Here is a 14985-nt window from a genome sequence, read left to right on the forward strand (position 1 = left end):
CAGCTTACTGCAAGCTGCGGGTGTCTATTAGAAGCAGCAACGATTTACAAGTAAGTGTTTTAACTCATTCGCGCCGCCAGCGTTGTGCAAAGCGCACAAAGCAATCTCACGTACTCAAAACTCCGCATTTCCCCGATATCCGTTCAGAAGAGGCATAATAGTTAAAAGCTGGCGGCTTAATTTAAAGCTTTCATCAGCAGCAAATTGTCTAGAATCCTTGACTGGTGTCTTATGGTTGTATCTCAATCTTCCAATTACCTAATTACAAGCTATAACGATTTTGATGTCAGTACCAGCCCCAGCAATGTAGTGCCGATGGTACTAGAACAGTCGGGGATGGGCGAGCGGGCTTTTGACATTTACTCGCGCTTGCTGCGGGAGCGAATTGTGTTTTTAGGAACTCCCGTAACCGACGAAGTTGCTGACTCGATAGTGGCTCAGCTATTGTATCTGGATGCCGAAGACCCAGAAAAAGATGTCCAAATGTACATTAATTCCCCCGGCGGGTCGGTGACGGCAGGCATGGCAATTTATGACACAATGCAGCAAATCCGCCCTGATGTGGTGACGATTTGTTACGGTTTGGCAGCGAGTATGGGCGCATTTCTGCTGACAGCAGGAGCCCACGGGAAGCGGATGTCTCTTCCGAGTTCCCGGATTATGATTCACCAGCCACTCGGAGGCGCTCAAGGTCAAGCAGTTGATATTGAGATTCAAGCCAAGGAAATCCTTTATCATAAGCGTAAGCTGAATGAACTGTTAGCGCACCACACAGGTCAACCACTCGACAAATTAGAGGCTGATACAGAGCGCGACTTTTTTATGTCAGCCGAGGAAGCCAAAAATTACGGTTTGGTCGATCGAGTTATCGAAAAGGAAAACCTTCCGACGGCGGGAGAGAATGTCACTGCACTGAATTAAGAGGCTGTTATGTCTAAGTACGACTCCCATCTAAAATGTTCGTTTTGTGGCAAGTCTCAAGAGCAAGTGCGCAAGTTGATCGCAGGCCCAGGGGTGTATATCTGCGACGAATGCGTGGACTTGTGCAATGAAATTTTAGATGAGGAGTTGTTTGACTCGAGTGCAGTGCCCCCAGCGGCGGTGGCTCCGAAGCAGGAAACGACGCAAAAGCGCCGCGCTACCTCGGGCAAAAGTATGTCGATGAGCCAAATTCCGAAGCCGAGGGAAATTAAAAATTACCTCGACGAAAACGCTATCGGGCAAGATGAGGCGAAAAAGGTGCTCTCGGTGGCAGTTTACAACCACTACAAGCGCCTCAGCTTTATCCATGCAAAAAATAGCGGCAAGCACCCGCCGGAAGAAGTAGAACTGCAAAAATCGAATATTTTGTTAATCGGGCCGACGGGCTGCGGAAAAACTCTGCTGGCTCAGACTTTGGCGGATATGCTAGACGTGCCGTTTGCGGTGGCTGACGCGACGACGCTGACGGAAGCGGGCTATGTCGGGGAAGATGTGGAAAATATTTTGCTGCGGCTGCTGCAAGTGGCAGATATGGACGTGGAAGAGGCGCAGCGCGGAATTATTTATATTGATGAAATTGACAAAATAGCCCGCAAGAGCGAAAATCCTTCGATTACCCGGGATGTTTCTGGGGAAGGCGTGCAGCAGGCGCTGCTGAAAATGCTGGAAGGGACGATCGCCAATGTACCTCCCCAAGGCGGCCGCAAGCATCCCTATCAAGACTGCATCCAAATTGATACTAGCAATATCATGTTTATTTGCGGTGGCGCTTTTGTCGGTCTAGAGAAAGTGATAGAGCAGAGAACGGGTAAAAAGTCAATGGGTTTTATTCAGCCCGGAGAAGCTCAGCCGAAGGAAAAGCGGGCTGCTGATGTACTCAAGCAACTGGAACCGGATGATTTGGTGAAGTTTGGGATGATTCCTGAGTTTATTGGGCGGGTGCCGGTGGCGGCGGTGTTAGAGCCGCTGGATGAGGAAACGCTGATGGCCATTTTGACTGAGCCGCGCAATGCTTTGGTTAAGCAGTATCAAAAGCTGCTGAAGATGGATAATGTGCAGTTGGACTTTAAGCCGGATGCGATTCGGGCGATCGCCCAGGAGGCATACCGCCGCAAAACTGGAGCGCGGGCGCTGCGGGGAATTGTCGAAGAATTGATGTTGGATGTGATGTACGAGTTGCCGTCGCGCAAGGATGTTGCCCGGTGTACGATTACTAAGGAAATGGTCGAGAAGCGATCGACCGCCGAGCTGTTGGTACTTCCGTCTTCGCTGCCCAAGCCAGAGTCAGCTTAAAAGCAAGGTTTTCAGCCGAGCGACTTATGGAATCTCGCATTCAATCATACCTGCGCTTTGCCGCAAGCCAGCAGCGTGACACCGAGCGGATCGGGCAGTTCCTCGCTACCTTCAGTCGCCACAGCGCCAACCCCTATCTTAACTATGCGATTCCCGACGACGGCGCCGCACCCTCCCTCGCTGATGTCAACGCCCTAATCGCTGCGTACTCTGTGCGCGGGCGAAAGCCGCGTTTGGAGTATGTCGCGAAACTAGCGCCTGCTGTCGAAGAAACGCTGATCGGGGCCGGTTTCACCGTTGAGGGACGCTTGCCGCTGATGACTTGCACTCCGGGTTCCGAGAAATTGCTTCCCGTCCCCCCGGACATCGAACTGATTGTGCCAGTTTCCGAGGCCGAGATCCTCGGTACAGCCGCGGCGCAACACGAGGTTTTCGCAGAGGCTGCACCAAGCCCTGAAGACGTTGACAGTCTTCGGAAAACTCTGGCTGCAGGTGGCATCGCCGTACTCGCTCGCCTAGCAGCAACGGGCGAACCTGCAGGGGCAGGAATGTGTACTGTGCCGGCACATCAGACCACAGAAATCGCCGGTATCGGGGTGCGCGTCCCTTTTCGCCGGCGCGGCATAGCAGGGGCTTTGACGGCCCGGCTGGTGCGAGAAGCTTTCGACGCGGGTGTTGCGGTGGCGTTTTTGATGGCGGGACACGAGGAGGAATTCCGAGTTTACACCCGCGCTGGATTTTGTGCGATCGGCGAAATTTTGCACATTTCGCTGCCGCAAGCATAGATTTACCAATCTATAAAATCATCCTCATTTAACTCAGAAGATAACTCGGAAAAATCAGGTTCAGATTCCAATCTAAAAGTTTCCGACTCCCAAATCTCCAAGTCCTCCGATAAATCGACTACTTCCCCGTCAAACATATCAGCCAACTTCCTAGCCGAATTTGCGACATCTCGCGCGTCATCACGCACCGCTACAGCCTGAGCGTTAGAGTCATTTTGAGAGTCTGTAGAGGCGTTGGTGGGCGATCGCAATTCGGAAATTGCCGGCACGTTAACCGCGATATTTTCAGGCGCTGGCGGGTGTTTTTGTTCTTGTCCACCCTTCCCCAAAAAATCATCTGTAATCTCAGAACCCGCCGAGTTCTGCACCTGTTGGCCCGCATCATCCGCAGGATTAGAATTCCTGGGATTTTCGCCAACACGTCCGTTAGAAGTTGGCAAATTATTGGCGCGGGAACTATTACTTTCACCGGGATTTGTCAAGCCAACTTTTACTGTTACTCGACGGTTAAAAACTTGAACAAAAGCTTCTTCTATATTAGCTACTTTGTCTTTAACCATATTGAGCAACGGCTGCGAACTAATCTTAACATGAGCAGTATTATTGCTAAAAATTACTAGCTGTCCGTGTTGGCGAAGCAGCGATTGAGTGCCATGCGGCCGCACGCGGTCAAGTATCTGTTCCCACACTCGATTTAAATCGATTTCATCGGCTGAATTAGTCGGTGAATAATTTGTTTGATTCGTTTCAGCAGTTGGTACAGGTGCGGGAATTTGTGCAGGAGGTGCGATTTCTTTTGGATTAGCCACAGGCGGCGGCTGAGGTGGAGGATTTTGCGAATTGGGAACTGATGATTGTTCAATATTAGATGTCTGGTTCTCACCCTTGCTAAGGGGGGGTTGGGGGGGGTGAATTTGTGATGGAGCAACATTTTTCGCTGGTTCGGCTGCCGGTTGCTGCTGAGTTCTAATTGCTGAGGGCAGCAATCCCAACAGCGTTACTTCCAGCCACAAACGCGGCTGAGTAGTGTTTTTAATTTGCACTTCGTGGGTTTGCAAATGTTTCTGACCTGCCAAAATCAACTCGGCATTCCAATCGCGGGCAAAATTGCAAAGTTTTTCCCAAGTTGCAGATGTTAAAGCTACTAAATCCGATCGCTTTGGTGCAGTTTTGGCTATTAGCAAATCTCGGTAAAAGCTCGCGAGACTTTGCAGCACGATTAGCGGTTCCCGACCGCGATCCATGAGGTGGCGGGTCATGTCTATTAATGCTGTAGGGTTATCTGTATCAATAGCTTGCAGCAAATCCATTAAATCATTTTCAGGGACTGCACCGACTAGATCCCAAACTTTTTCGACTGTTACTTGACCGGGAAATAAGCTCAGTTGGTCTAGCAAACTTTCGGCATCTCGCAGACCTCCTTGGGCCATTTGAGCGACCATTTGTACTGCATCACTGGCAATATTGATATTTTCTAATTGGGCAATTTTGTGCAAGTGAGCAATCATTGCTTCGAGGGGGATGCGGCGGAAGTCAAACTTTTGGCAACGAGAAATAATAGTGGGTAATACTCTTTGTGGGTCGGTTGTTGCGAGGACAAATACAACGCGATCGGGCGGTTCTTCTAATGTTTTTAATAAAGCATTAAATGCCTGGGTACTGAGCATATGAACTTCGTCTATTACATATACTTTATAGCGGCACTGTACGGGGGAAAATTGAGCTCGTTCGATTAAATCCCGAATGTTATCTACTCCCGTGTTGCTGGCGGCGTCAATTTCGATGACATCTAGCGTCGAACCTCGGGCAATTTCTTGGCAAACGTTGCATTTACCGCAGGGTGTCGGGGTGGGGGCAACCGTAGAAATACAGTTGAGAGATTTGGCGAAAATTCTGGCACTGGAGGTTTTACCGGTGCCTCTGGGGCCGGTGAATAGATATGCTGGTGCTATGCGCTCTTGCAGGATGGCGCTGGTGAGGGTTTGGGCGATCGCCTCTTGACCGACTAATTCGGCAAATGTCTGAGGGCGATATTTGTGGTGCAGGGGTTCGTAGGTCACGATCGAATATGGGTGGTATTAGCTGTAATCTTAGCTAAGGAGACGTTGTTCGATCGCACCACAGCTCGACTTTCACAGCAAGCCGCCCGGTGGGCTTGCAAGGCGGGAGCGAGCCACAGTAGGAATTAGCACCCTCCCAACGTCCGCGCCTCGATCGTCCGGGCGATCGACTGTTCTCCTTGATGTTTTCTGCTGTTCGCTCCCAGAGTTACTATTAATTTATGTGTATTTCTTTTTATTTTGCTAGAAACGGAGACCGCCGAACAAACATTTTTTTTCGCTCTATTGGTATAATATATTACAGACAATTCACCATTTCTTTTTGCCACTGCCAGCGCAGGATTTTCCGAGATTTCGGAAACCTGCTTGCTATTAAAGATAAAGTATTAATTAGAGGGTGCGTGCTCCAGTTGCAGAAATCCAGTTGTACCAAGATGATGGTGGAATGATGTCAATGTTGGTTGATCGAGTTGCACTACCAGCTCTACTCTGGAGTCCTGTATAAATATAGCGTCAAATTTTACCCTTTAAAAGCCCATGTCAACCCAAATAATCCTTGTAGAACCAAGGTTGGCAGTAGCCTCTCCCAAACCTAAACAGGCTAAACCCGGACATCCGTCCTCAGACCAACTCTTCATGGGAGCCTCGGGATTACTGTTGTTATTGCTTATCGGTTTAGCGGTGTTTACCAAGCTAAAACTCGGCGATTTGAGCAAAAAGCTCAAATTTGAGGAGTTTAGAAATCGAGAACTCCAGAAAAAATACAAAATGGCTCTGGAAACAATCTCAAAAATGGAAAAGAATCCCGACCTTATCCACTCCCGAGACTTTAATTTAGACTACTTGAGAATGCGGATGGCGGAAGAAGTTTTTCACTTTGGCATTGTGAACCAGATCAAGCAAAAAGTCAAAGACAAAATTAGTATTGCCCTACGTCCGACGCAGAGTGCGGTGGGAGAGAAAAACGGGTCGGCGGGCACCGGACGGCAAGTGGATTCGATGTTTGATATCGAATACGAAACTGGCGATCCCGCAGTAAAAATAGAAAAACGAGTGCTGTTTCGGATTCAAATTAAGCTGATGAAACTGCCGACTCAGGCAACATCGGCGACAATTAATCAAATTATTGACTGTTTGGAAACTTATCTGAGTCCTTCTGACGACCACGACAGTTGGCAGCCGACAATTCAAGGTCGCATCGTTCATATTGAGTGGGATCAAAAAGCAAAGCCGACGCCGATGTTGGTGCTGGAACAGTCGAATGAAGGGGTGAATGTTACCTTTAGGACTACGAGAACGCCGGCCGGCCGACCTGCAAATGACCTTGAGAGGCAGTTGACAGGAGCGAAAGGCCAAAAAAACGGCAAAAGTAGTTCTAAAACTTCAGCCAAAGGTGCAACAAAAAGTCCTGCTAAGGTAGGAGGAAAGCGTCCCAGTTCTCGCAAATAAGTTTAGGTGGATTAATTTTATTTTTGCGAAAGAACGCCTGTGGCAGCGGCTGTTGATGTATCTTGTGCGAGGTAGCCGTCTTCCATGTGAATAATGCGATCGGCTATGTCTAAAATGCGGTTGTCGTGGGTGACAAGCAAAATAGTGCAGTGCTGTTCTTTGGCCAAACCTCGCATAATTTCTACCACATCTCGACCTGATTTACTATCTAGGGCTGCTGTGGGTTCGTCCGCTAATACTAATTTCGGCTGGCTGACTAATGCCCGGGCGATCGCAACTCTTTGTTTCTGTCCGCCAGAAAGACTGTCCGGGTAATAATCTATTCTTTCTCCCAAGCCTACAGCTTGCAGCATTCCCTCTATTTTATCATTAGTTTCTTGACGAGAAAGATGGCTGTGCAGTTCTAAAGACATCTGCACGTTTTGCCTAGCTGTCAAGCATTTGAGCAAATTGTGAGCTTGGAAAATATAGCCGATGTCCCGGCGGACTTTAACTAATTTATTTTTCCCGGTTCCCCGCAATTCTTGGTCGAGAATTTTAAGACTACCTTCTTGGATCGATCGCAAAGCTCCAATCAAGGTTAACAATGTTGTTTTACCAGAACCCGAAGGTCCAGTCATCAGTACGATTTCGCCCGGAAAAATTTCGAGGTTGATGTCAAATAATGTCTGTTTGCGAAGTTGTCCTTCCCCAAAGGAATGATTGAGATTTTTAATTGAGACAACTGGTAAATTATTCATTGGTAATTTGTAGCTGTTAATTCGTAATTGGTAATTGGTATTTCCTTCTTTTTTCCTTCTTGCTTCTTTCTTTCTTCTTTCTTCTTCCTTCTTCCTTCCTTAAAAAATATCTGCTGGGTCAGCCGCCTGCAACTTCCTAACTGCGATCGCCCCGGACACAGAACACATGACAACTGTCATTGCAAAAACAGTTCCAGCTTTCATCAAAGTCATGTACATCGGCAAACTCGTAGCACTTCTCCCTAAATTGTACAGCAGTAAAGAAACCCCAAACCCCGGCAAATAACCAAGAATTGCCAAAATCAAAGCCTCTTGAAACACCACACCCAAAAAGTAAATGTCCTTATATCCCATCGCTTTTAGCGTAGCGTATTCGGGTAAATGATCGGTAACATCAGTATAAAGAATTTGATAAACAATCACTATCCCAACGATAAATCCCATTGCCGCGCCGAGAGTGAAAACAAATCCGATTGAGGTACTTTCCTGCCAATATTTTTTTTCAAAATCTACAAACTCTTCTTTAGAAGAAATTCTCACATCATTCGGCAAAGTTGCCCTCATTTTATCAACAACAGCCTTAACATCTGTTCCCGGCTGCAAGTGAACAATACCTATATCGATTAAACCTCTTGTTCTCCGCGTTGAAAAAATCCGCATAAAGTTCAAATCGCTGGTGACAAGATTTCCGTCGGCACCGAAAGAAGCCCCTATAGTAAATAAACCATCTACCCTAACGCGGCGATTGTCAACTTCAGTTTCAACAACTTTTCCCTGTTTGAAATATTCTGCTACCGGCCCAAACTCCGGGCGGGAAGCTTGGTCAAATAAAACCACATCCGAAATTTGGATTTTGTCCAAATTATTTCGGATTTCAGGCATATCAAAGATGGGATGAGCGGGGTCAAAACCGATTACCATCAATTGGCGAGTATTGCGCTGGTTAGGGTCGGGGTTTTTCCACAATCCAAAGCCTAAATATACGGGACTAATTGATGTAACGCCGTTAAAGCTCAAGGCTTGATACAAGCGACGCTGGGGAAAACTTTTCATGGCTATTAAAGCCGTAGACTGGGTGCTGGTGATAAAAATATCCCCTTTTAACTTCGAGTGAAAGGTGATGGAGCTTTCAAATAGCGCGTCTCTAAATCCGAACTGCATAAACATTAGCAAGTCGGCAAATCCAATGCCGGCTAGCGCGATTACTAAGCGCATTCTTTCGCGGGTTAATTGTGCCCAAGCTAACGGTATTTTTGCCATATTTAATAAAGGAAGTTCGGCCACTGATTATGTAACGGATGTAAAGGATGTAATGGATAGATATAAGATGGAAAATGCAATATGGACACGACACGGATACCTAGATTAATTATCGAGGGTTAGTGCGTTTTTTAGATATCGATTTTAACTTCAACCTGCAAGTTTGTCAGGGCTGCAACTTTTTTGCTTGATTCCGGATCGAGGCGAATTCTAACTTCGATAACTCTCGCGTCGGTGTCGGCGGCGGGGTCTGTATTAAGGACATCTTTTTTGCTGATTTGTTTGCCGATGCGAGCGACTGTTCCTTCCAAAGTGCCTCCAAATACCGGGCTGGTGACGGTAGCGCGCTGGCCGTTTCGCACTTTGGCGATGTCGGTTTCGTAAATTTCTGCTATGGCGTACATTTGATCGGTGCCGCCTAGTTCTACGATGCCGTCTTGAGTGTTGACACCTTCTCCTTGTCGGCTGTGAACTTTGAGGATGTAGCCGGATACGGGTGCTTTGACGTAACTTAAGTTTAAGTCTACTTGAGCTTTTTGTTTAGTGGCGATCGCACTTTCAATGGCGGCTTGGGCGGCTTGCACGTCTTCGGGACGGACTTCGGCAATTTGGTCGAGATTTGCTTTGGCTTGATTGATTTGTTCTTGGCCGGTTTCTGCTTTTTGTTTGAGTATTGCTTCGGCTTGATTGATTTGTTCTCTACCAGTTTCTATCTTTTGATTTAAAGTGGCTCTAGCTTGGTTAATTTCCTGCCTGCCAGTTTCTAACTTGCGTCGGAGATTGGCTCGGGATTGATTGATTTCCTGCTTGCCTGTTTCTACTGTTTGTTTGACTGTCGCTTTTGTTTCGACTATTTGCTCTTGCAGTGTTTGCACTGTTTTTTCTAATACAGCTTGAGCTTCTTTGACTTTGTGGCGAGCCGTATCTACTGCTAAGCGTTTGGTGTCGTAGGCGGAAGCAGAAATTGCGCCTGTTTCTGAGAGTTCTTTATTGCGTCGTTCCTCGGCTTCGGCGTTGGTTAATTCGGCTTTTAGCCGATCGACTGTAGCGTTTTGAGAGGCAATTTCGCCCCGCAATTGAGCTTCTAACCTAGCCAATTTGGATTGCTGCACCTCTGTTTCTCTTTCTAGTTGTGCCTCAAATTTGGCAAGATTAGCTTGTTCGGCTTCGGTTTCTCTTTGCAGCGCTGCCTCGAATTTGGCGACGTTAGCTTGTTCGGCTTCGGTTTCTCTCCGCAGTTGAGCTTCTAATCGGGCGATATTGGCTGATTCGCCTTCGGTTTCTCTTTGCACTTGTGCTTCAAACTTGGCAACTTCTGCTTTTTGAGCGCCGACAACGCCGGTTTTCGCGCCTGCTTGAATTTTCGCTAATTCTGCTTGTTTGACTTTGACTTCTTTGTCGGCTTGTTGGAGGATTGCTTGGAGCCGATCGCGCGTATCGAGAACTGCTATGATTTGTCCTTGAATAACTCGATCGCCCTCTTCCACCTGCAAGAGTTCAATTCTTGCTCCCTCCGACGCCGAAGGGGCCGACAATTTGATAACTTCCCCCTGCGGAGTCAACCTACCCAAAGCTGTGACGCTGGTGCGGGTGGCGACGGGAGTTGCAGCAGCCGTTGCAGCCGCTGCCTTTAACTCTTCGGCTTTTCTAAGTTGAGATACTTGCCAAAAACCGACTCCTGTGGTAATGATAGTGGCAGCGATCGCTAAACCGATTACTCCTCGCCCTGGGGGTTTTAAAAATGATTTATCCTTGACCCGTGATTCCTTTCCCATGACTTATAAAGTAGGTGATTTCCTAATTAAGTTTTTTTCCACCTACTATGAAGTAGTGTAAACAAATTTCAGCTATTTAGGAAAATCAAAAAGCACCTCAGTCATGTAATGTTCGGCCCAATCTTGACCGAAAGCTTTTTCGAGTACGCGACGGGTTTTGTCATTTTGCTGCTGCTGGCTGCAGTAGTAAATATGAGCGTCGAGAATTTTCGATTCTTCGGCGGCCGAGACTGGTTCGGAGGCGACTGCCTGTTGGCAGTGAATTTCCACGTAGGATTCAACTATGTCCAGAAATCTGTTTTCTTCTTCCATAGACTCTGGCCGCACAAACAGACAAAATTCTGAGAAAATATCCCCCCATTCTGGAATTTGGCGGGGAGAAGAAAATTGGTCGATCGGCAAAACTTCCAGTTGAGTTCGGTAGGTTTCCGACAAAGTTCGCTCTCGATTGAGGGGAGAAAGGTCTGCGATCGCGGCGCTAACTTGACCTTTGCCTGCTACTATATCCGTACCGAACATCGGCAAAGCATAATTCGGTCTGGGAAACATCACGCAGTGCAGTATGTCAAGTACCGGCCCGACTTTAGCGAGTTCGAGGTGTATTTTGCGGAACTGGGGCGTTTGATAGCAGCGGTTTTCAATGATCAGTTTTTCTCCTTCCAAGCGCCCTTCTACGTATCCCAACTCAGCGGGCAGGTGGTAGGGTTCCAGGTCTAGATAGCGGTGCCATACTGCTTCCATCCGGTCTGCTAAATTGCGGATGAGGTAGTGCTGTTGTTCGCGGAGGGAAGGCTGGGATATTTCTAACATTCCTATTTATCGGGGGATAGCTTAATAAAACTTGATTCTACTGTTGCAGGATGCAGGAAAAAAGGTAGATACTTTAACAATATCAGTAGATTGACTTACGATCGAGCAAGTTTTACAGGAGATTTTGTATGTTTGGTCTGGGATTGCCCGAAATGGGCATTATTGCGGTAGTCGCTATTCTAATTTTTGGCCCCAAGAAAATTCCTGAGTTGGGAAATGCTTTGGGTAAAACGCTGCGGAGTTTCAAGGAAGGGGTAGGTCTAGGTGATGATGAATCGGTCCCGAAGGAGAAGGAGAATGAGGAAGAGGGTCAGCCGAAGGTGTAAATTAGGTTTGTAGTGAGGAACTTATACCGAATCCGGGTTAGAAATCCGCGCTCTGACTCAGCGGTTGAAATTGATCGTACACAAACTTTTGCCCCTCTCTTGGAGACTAACAAATAAAGGGGGTATTTAAGGCAGATTTGGTATGAAGTCTGCGGTTGAAACCGCTCCTCAACAAAGTTTCGTTCCTCTCTAAAAGATTAAGAAATAAGGCGTGTTTAAGCCCATTTTGGTATTAAGTGTGCGGTTGAAACGCTCCTAAACAAATTTTATTTCCTATCCAAGAGGCTAAGAAATAAAGGGGTATTTAAGCCACATTTAATATTAAGCTGTACAGGAATTAATTTTGACTGTCCTATTTCTTGAAACTATCGTGTGGGGGCAGTAAAACGCGCCCCACAAGTTAAATATAAATGCCGCCACAGCTTAGTTTGAGCGAGTTTTATGAGGGCTGAAGCCCTCACTACGAATTTATTCTATAAATTTTTGTTCTCTAACTTCGAGGGAATAATCTTTGACAGCTTGGGTAATCGTTTCTCGCAAATTGGCGTAAGCTTTCGCAAAAGGAGGCTGTTTTTCAGAAAGTCCCAACAAATCGGAAGTAACTAAAACTTGACCGTCGCAGTGCGGCCCGGCCCCGATACCAATGGTGGGTATAGTTAATTTTTGGGTAATTTGAGCGGCTAAGTCTGAGGGAATGTGTTCTAAGACGATCGCAAAAGCACCAGCTTCTTGAAGCGCGATCGACTCTGCTATGATGCGATCGGCAGCTTCAACAGTTTTTCCTTGTTTTTTGTAGCCGAGTTGGTGTACCGACTGCGGAGTTAAACCGACGTGTCCCATCACCGGAATTCCGGCGGATGTCAGTTGCGAAACTGTGGCGGCCATTGCTGGATATCCACCTTCTAATTTTACAGCTTGAGCGCCTGTTTCTTTCAGAACTCTCCCGGCCGAGTGCATGGCTTGCTGCGGGCTTTCTTGGTATGTCAAAAACGGCAAATCGACCACAATTAATGCTTGTTCAACTCCGCGGCGCACAGCTTTAGCGTGGTGCAGCATTTCATCGAGAGTTAGCGGTAGCGTAGTTTCGTAGCCTAAGACTGTCATGGCGAGGGAATCGCCGACTAGGATGATATCTACGCCTGCTCGATCGATGAGTTGGGCGATCGCATAATCATAACCTGTCAGGGCAACAATTGACCGCCCTTGTTGTTTCCACTGAATTAATTGATGAGTAGTGACTGACATTTTAGTGCAAAAATATAATATTATCTCCTGCTATTACTTATAATATCAAATATAATAAATTATATACAATCCATATTGTAGGCTGGGTGAGGCACGGCGATTAAGAATTGTCACAAAAAATTGAGCAAATTAATTCAGCGCCTCACGCACCAGCAAAAACTCAATGCACGCCTGCAATGCTCCGCCTCAGCACTATGTATAAGCTGGGAGTGTTCAACTAAATAATCTACAATCTAGCCTGCATATTGTACATTTTAACAATATTTGTAACTGAGAGCGATATTTTTATTTATTCCTGAATTTCTGCTAATAACTGTTCCCCGAAAGGATGTTCTTGCAATTGCTCAAATGTCAAATCTCCTTTACTGATTCCTACCCGCCACAGCCCAACATAATTTTTCCAACATAGGAGAACATTCGGATGATTTTTTGGCAATTTGCTGCGAAGAATTTCCACTGCTTGCAGATACAGCGGTTCTGCTTCGGAGTACCTGATCTGGGATTTATAAAGTTCTGCTAAATTGTTGAAGTCAATGGCTAAACTAGGATGGTCTTTAGGGAGCGATATTCTGTGTATTTCTAATGCTTGCAAATACAGTGTTTCGGCTTCCGAGTACCTGCCTTGGCATTTATAAAGTAAAGCTAAATTGTTGAAGCCAGTGGCTAAACGGGGATGGTCTTTAGGGAGCGATCGCCTATAGATTTCTAATGCTTCCAAATAAAGGGGTTCCGCTTCCGAGTACCTTCCTTGGGAACGATAAAGTCCGGCTAAATTGTTGAGGTTAGTGGCTAAATCCGTATGGTCTTCGGGGAGCGAGCGCCTGTGTCTTTTTAATGCTTGTAAATACAGTGTTTCGGCTTTCGAGTACCTGCCTTGGCATTTATAAAGTAAAGCTAAATTGTTTAAGCGAGTAGCTAAACTGGGATTGCCTTTATGGAGCGGTCGCCTGTCTATTTTCAATGCTTGCAAATATAGCATTTCCGCTTCCGAGTACCTTCCTTGGGAACGATAAAGTACGGCTAAATTGTTGAGATTAATTGCTAAGCTGAAATCGTCTTCTAAGAGGTATCGGTTGTCTATTTCTAATGCTTGTAGATACAGGATTTCCGCTTCCGAGTACCTTCCTTGGGATTTATAAAATCCTGCTAAATTGTTAATGGGATTAGCTAAACTGGGATGGTATTCATGGCGCGGTAGTCTAAATATTTCTAATGCTTGTAAATACAGCGATTCTGCTTCCGAGTATCTTCCTTGGGATTTATAAAGTCCGGCGAGGTAACTCAAACTACTTGATAGTTCCAGTTTCATATCTAACTTTTGTTGAAGCGCGATCGCCTTTTTAAAATACTCGCTCGCCAATTCATACTCTTGCTGAAAATTTTCGCACTCTCCAGATTTTATTCTTTTGTCATAAACCATCCCCAGAATGGTATAAAGACTTGCTAAACGGGGGTCTTGCAATCCTTTTTTCTGTTCCCTTTGCGCGATTAAATCCGGCAAATCTTGCATTGGTATCAAACTTGGCAGTTCGAGATCGCCTTCAACTAGGGATCGAAACGGTTCAAATTCCTCTTTGGTAATAGCCGCCGTTTTTTTAGTATCAAAGCGAAACACACCTTTCCGCCAACTCCAAAAATCAGGAGACTCATTACTAATCAGAATTTCAATTTGTCGCGTCACCCACAAAACAATCGAAAACGGAAACTCCCGCAATGCTTCCCGCGTCCATTGCAAATAGCCAAAAAACACTTCTTGTTCCGATCGACTTTCGCCAAATTGTTTAAAAAACCGCAGTTTCTCCACACCCGTCACGGTGATAACGGCTTTTCCCCGCTGCTGCAAATATGCTTCTTGTTCGACTAAATTGGCGATCGCCGATCGCAAACTCGGTTCACCCCTCGCCAATTCTACGCGATAGCGGCGGATATCCGGTTCGAGTTCTGCTTCATAATCCGAAATCAGGCGATCGCGACAGTCGCTGTCATCGCAAACTGCGATTAGCAAGTTGAGAATATCTTTACCCGCTTCTATTGACACGAGTAAATCTTCATAATTATCTTGGTTTTGACTGTTGAGATCCGACATAATTAATTGTCATTTTTATCGAAGTCTCGATCCCCCTAAATCCCCCTTAATAAGGGGGACTTTGAGAATACTCTTGTCCCCCCCTTATTAAGGGGAACTTTGAGAATACTCTTGTCCCCCCCTTATTAAGGGGGGTTAGGGGAGATCGACTTTGGACTCAGACATTACCTTAGTC

Annotated in this window: 13 protein-coding genes; 6 read left to right on the forward strand and 7 right to left on the reverse strand. The window is 46.4% G+C overall.

Annotated elements, in window-relative coordinates; genetic code table 11:
- Window positions 1-20 precede the first annotated feature (20 nt).
- The 4 genes from QUA13_RS05555 (at window position 21) to QUA13_RS05570 (ending at window position 3059) form a co-directional block, all read left to right on the forward strand.
- Window positions 21-158, forward strand: coding sequence for a hypothetical protein (locus QUA13_RS05555; RefSeq protein WP_333197256.1), 138 nt, complete (start codon window positions 21-23; stop codon window positions 156-158).
- A gap of 73 nt (window positions 159-231) precedes the next feature.
- A complete protein-coding gene (clpP, locus tag QUA13_RS05560; protein WP_333197257.1) occupies window positions 232-921 on the forward strand; it encodes an ATP-dependent Clp endopeptidase proteolytic subunit ClpP in 690 nt (229 codons plus the stop codon).
- Window positions 922-930: 9 nt separating this feature from the next.
- Window positions 931-2274: an ATP-dependent protease ATP-binding subunit ClpX gene (gene clpX, locus QUA13_RS05565; protein ID WP_333123761.1), complete on the forward strand. Its 1344-nt coding sequence runs from the start codon at window positions 931-933 to the stop codon at window positions 2272-2274.
- Between the two features lie 26 nt (window positions 2275-2300).
- Window positions 2301-3059: a GNAT family N-acetyltransferase gene (locus QUA13_RS05570; RefSeq protein ID WP_333197258.1), complete on the forward strand. Its 759-nt coding sequence runs from the start codon at window positions 2301-2303 to the stop codon at window positions 3057-3059.
- Between the two features lie 2 nt (window positions 3060-3061).
- Here the strand turns inward: QUA13_RS05570 and QUA13_RS05575 are convergent, their stop codons facing one another.
- On the reverse strand, window positions 3062-5119 hold the full coding sequence (locus tag QUA13_RS05575) for a DNA polymerase III subunit gamma/tau (RefSeq protein WP_333197259.1): 2058 nt from the start codon (window positions 5117-5119) through the stop codon (window positions 3062-3064).
- Window positions 5120-5656: 537 nt separating this feature from the next.
- On the opposite strand from QUA13_RS05575, the gene QUA13_RS05580 reads away from it, so the two are divergent.
- Window positions 5657-6568, forward strand: coding sequence for a hypothetical protein (locus tag QUA13_RS05580; RefSeq protein WP_333189393.1), 912 nt, complete (start codon window positions 5657-5659; stop codon window positions 6566-6568).
- 17 nt (window positions 6569-6585) lie between these two features.
- On the opposite strand, the gene QUA13_RS05585 is transcribed toward QUA13_RS05580, so the two are convergent.
- The 4 genes from QUA13_RS05585 to QUA13_RS05600 all read right to left on the reverse strand — a co-directional run bounded on the left by QUA13_RS05585 (window position 6586) and on the right by QUA13_RS05600 (window position 11153).
- Complete coding sequence (locus QUA13_RS05585; RefSeq protein ID WP_333197260.1) at window positions 6586-7308, reverse strand: DevA family ABC transporter ATP-binding protein; 723 nt, start codon at window positions 7306-7308, stop codon at window positions 6586-6588.
- A gap of 99 nt (window positions 7309-7407) precedes the next feature.
- Complete coding sequence (gene devC / locus QUA13_RS05590) at window positions 7408-8568, reverse strand: ABC transporter permease DevC (protein ID WP_333197290.1); 1161 nt, start codon at window positions 8566-8568, stop codon at window positions 7408-7410.
- Window positions 8569-8699: 131 nt separating this feature from the next.
- On the reverse strand, window positions 8700-10343 hold the full coding sequence (locus tag QUA13_RS05595; protein WP_333197262.1) for an HlyD family efflux transporter periplasmic adaptor subunit: 1644 nt from the start codon (window positions 10341-10343) through the stop codon (window positions 8700-8702).
- A gap of 72 nt (window positions 10344-10415) precedes the next feature.
- Complete coding sequence (locus tag QUA13_RS05600) at window positions 10416-11153, reverse strand: phycocyanobilin:ferredoxin oxidoreductase (RefSeq protein WP_333197264.1); 738 nt, start codon at window positions 11151-11153, stop codon at window positions 10416-10418.
- 128 nt (window positions 11154-11281) lie between these two features.
- Here QUA13_RS05600 and tatA point away from each other — a divergent pair, with 128 nt between their 5' ends.
- Window positions 11282-11479 carry a twin-arginine translocase TatA/TatE family subunit gene (tatA, locus tag QUA13_RS05605; protein ID WP_333197266.1) on the forward strand — a complete coding sequence of 66 codons (198 nt, stop codon included), beginning with the start codon at window positions 11282-11284 and terminating at the stop codon, window positions 11477-11479.
- 468 nt (window positions 11480-11947) lie between these two features.
- Here the strand turns inward: tatA and panB are convergent, their stop codons facing one another.
- Together panB and QUA13_RS05615 are read right to left on the reverse strand one after the other, a co-directional pair.
- Window positions 11948-12724 (reverse strand): 3-methyl-2-oxobutanoate hydroxymethyltransferase, encoded by a 777-nt coding sequence (gene panB / locus QUA13_RS05610; protein WP_333197267.1) that lies wholly within the window; start codon window positions 12722-12724, stop codon window positions 11948-11950.
- A gap of 289 nt (window positions 12725-13013) precedes the next feature.
- On the reverse strand, window positions 13014-14810 hold the full coding sequence (locus QUA13_RS05615) for a tetratricopeptide repeat protein (protein WP_333197268.1): 1797 nt from the start codon (window positions 14808-14810) through the stop codon (window positions 13014-13016).
- Between the last annotated feature and the right edge of the window lie 175 nt (window positions 14811-14985).

Source organism: Microcoleus sp. S28C3 (assembly GCF_036700785.1).
Classification (GTDB): Bacteria; Cyanobacteriota; Cyanobacteriia; order Cyanobacteriales; family Microcoleaceae; genus Microcoleus; species Microcoleus asticus.